Annotated in this window: 4 protein-coding genes; 2 read left to right on the top strand and 2 right to left on the bottom strand. The window is 32.1% G+C overall.

Annotation, left to right across the window (positions count from 1 at the left end; all coding sequences use genetic code 11):
- Positions 1-234 precede the first annotated feature (234 nt).
- A complete protein-coding gene (locus HCK02_RS13640; RefSeq protein ID WP_167630645.1) occupies positions 235-1,005 on the bottom strand; it encodes a Rha family transcriptional regulator in 771 nt (256 codons plus the stop codon).
- Positions 1,006-1,015: 10 nt separating this feature from the next.
- Positions 1,016-1,249, bottom strand: coding sequence for a helix-turn-helix transcriptional regulator (locus HCK02_RS13635; RefSeq protein WP_167630644.1), 234 nt, complete (start codon positions 1,247-1,249; stop codon positions 1,016-1,018).
- Between the two features lie 122 nt (positions 1,250-1,371).
- Between HCK02_RS13635 and HCK02_RS13630 the strand changes: the two genes are divergently transcribed.
- Entirely contained in the window at positions 1,372-1,719 is a 348-nt protein-coding gene (locus HCK02_RS13630; protein WP_167630643.1) for a helix-turn-helix domain-containing protein, read from the top strand.
- A 125-nt stretch (positions 1,720-1,844) separates the two neighbouring features.
- Positions 1,845-2,144 carry a helix-turn-helix domain-containing protein gene (locus HCK02_RS13625; protein WP_167630642.1) on the top strand — a complete coding sequence of 100 codons (300 nt, stop codon included), beginning with the start codon at positions 1,845-1,847 and terminating at the stop codon, positions 2,142-2,144.
- Positions 2,145-2,150: the final 6 nt, after the last annotated feature.

Here is a 2,150-nt window from a genome sequence, read left to right as displayed (position 1 = left end):
AAAAGGAGGCTCTTTATTTTGAAAATTTTTAAGTATTTACTCTTTTTGTGTCTACTTTATTGACATCTATCCAGTTTGCCGACGAAGCTATCACTTGTGTATTTAACATTTTTCTTAATCCCTTCATTTTTTTGTAGTATATTTTTTAAGCACGCTACTTTATTGCGTTGTATGATTTAGTTAAGCATTTCGCTCCCCTGTGATTTGCTGAGCGTCGTTTGTGGTGGGCGGCGCTCAAATAACTTTTAAATGGTCTATATCATCTGATCTAATTCCAAACTGGATAGCCATTTCTTTTACAACCGTTAAATAAATTTCAATCAATCGTTTTTCCTCTGCTATACAATCCAATTTATTCAATTTCTGAATACTCGTCTTACTCATGCCTTTTGCAGACATTTTTATTTTTCTGTTCTCTAATCGTCTGTTTAGATCACAGTGGGCGCGACTTTCAAATCTTTCATAACTCATATTAATAACTGATCTGAAAGGTTCAGTCCCTCCAAAGTTGTTAGCTATCTTCCGTAAGATAGTTTTAACTTTGTCTCTCCACTCGTTAGCGTTCACGCTGAAAATCATCTTCATATCATTTATTTCTGTTTTCGCTTCTTTTGCTTCTCTTTCAGCGTTCGCAACTGCTAGAAACATTTGGTTAAACATTTGTAATTCAGGACTTAAATTTGAAGTATCAAGTTGCTTTTTAATGTATTGTTCCATTTCATTAAAAGCTTCAATATACTTTAGTTTGAACTCATCTGCTTTAGCTCCAGTAAATCCAAAGGCTATAAATGTGAATCCGTCTCGATTCATATAGATCACTTTTCGATCGCGTCCGTATGAATCGGGCTCTGATGATTCTATGAACATCTGCGCAAAATTGCGCTGATCTATTTTTAGATTTCTTATTGCTTTTAAAACATCTTTATGTTGTTTTCCAAAAATATTAGCTACATTCAAACTGCTAGTTACAGCTTGATGATCTTTCAAAACTACTAAATCGTTCATTTTATCCCTCCTATACTTTTGTTAAATTGTTATCACGTTTCGTGATTCCTTCCTCAAAAAAAAGAGAGCCTACAGTTTTGTTATAAAATTTCGCTATTTTAATTTTCGTTTTATCAGAACTACCTCTATAACCTGCCTCCATTTTAGATAACAAGCTGTAAGAGATGCCAATTCTTTTAGCCGCTTCTTGTTGTGTTAACCCTTTTTCAATACGAATTTTTTTTAATGCATTCAATTCAATCACCTCTCTTATCACTTTATGTGATAATTATACTATCACATTCCGTGATTGTCAATCACTTTTTGTGACAAAACATTTATTTTTTTCATTTTATCACTTATAGTGATAGATAAGGAGGGTTAGTTATGACTATTGGGAAAAAAATTGCAGAATTAAGAAAAAAAAGAGGATTGTCTCAATCTAATCTGGCGAAAGATTTAAATGTATCTACTAGCACTGTTGGCATGTGGGAAACTAATAAAAGAGAACCAGACTATGAAACCTTAAAAAAAATCACTTATTATTTCAATGTTTCTGCTGACTACCTCCTAGGCATTGAAGGAACGTTCAACTATGAAGAATTCAATGACGATGATTTAGTAGCCGCTCATACAGATTCAGAAATTGATGATACAGATGAAGAAATAAACGCCGAAGTAGAGAGATTTAAAAAATATCTCTTAGAAGAAAAAGCAAAAAAAAATAAAAAATAATTTCTGTTTCAGAATGGAACCCCACCACTTCACTTCATTTTAGAAAGAATATACCTTTCCATTTTGGAGATGAATTTCATTGTATTATTATAAAATTGTACTCTGAATAAGGTTGGTGGTGGTTTATGGAAATTCATGAACGAATTGTTTTCCTTCGAAAACGTAAAAAAATTTCACAAAAAGAATTAGCAAAACTAATTAGTGTTGATGACAGCACTATGAGTAAAATAGAAACTGGATCACGTCCACTTCGACATTTTGAATTAGAAAAGATTGCTGATATATTAAGCATTTCAACAGATGAACTTTTAGGAAGAAAGCAAAGCGCTCAAGCAGATGTTCTTATTTTGCGTTTTGAGCAAGGCTTAACTGAAAAAACTAAAAATAAAATACTACATTTTATTGAAGAAGGATCAGAAAGTTGAATTTTC

Source organism: Listeria valentina, from assembly GCF_011800755.1.
In the GTDB taxonomy this organism is placed as follows: domain Bacteria; phylum Bacillota; class Bacilli; order Lactobacillales; family Listeriaceae; genus Listeria; species Listeria valentina.
Note: the sequence above shows the minus strand (reverse complement) of the source record. Positions and strands in the feature narration are given on the sequence as shown.

Bases quoted from the DNA above. Each gene is read 5' to 3' on its own strand.
- HCK02_RS13625 (WP_167630642.1), top strand. From the start codon at position 1,845: ATGGAAATTCATGAACGAATTGTTTTCCTTCGAAAACGTAAAAAAATT.
- HCK02_RS13630 (WP_167630643.1), top strand. From the start codon at position 1,372: ATGACTATTGGGAAAAAAATTGCAGAATTAAGAAAAAAAAGAGGATTG.
- HCK02_RS13640 (WP_167630645.1), bottom strand. From the start codon at position 1,005: ATGAACGATTTAGTAGTTTTGAAAGATCATCAAGCTGTAACTAGCAGT.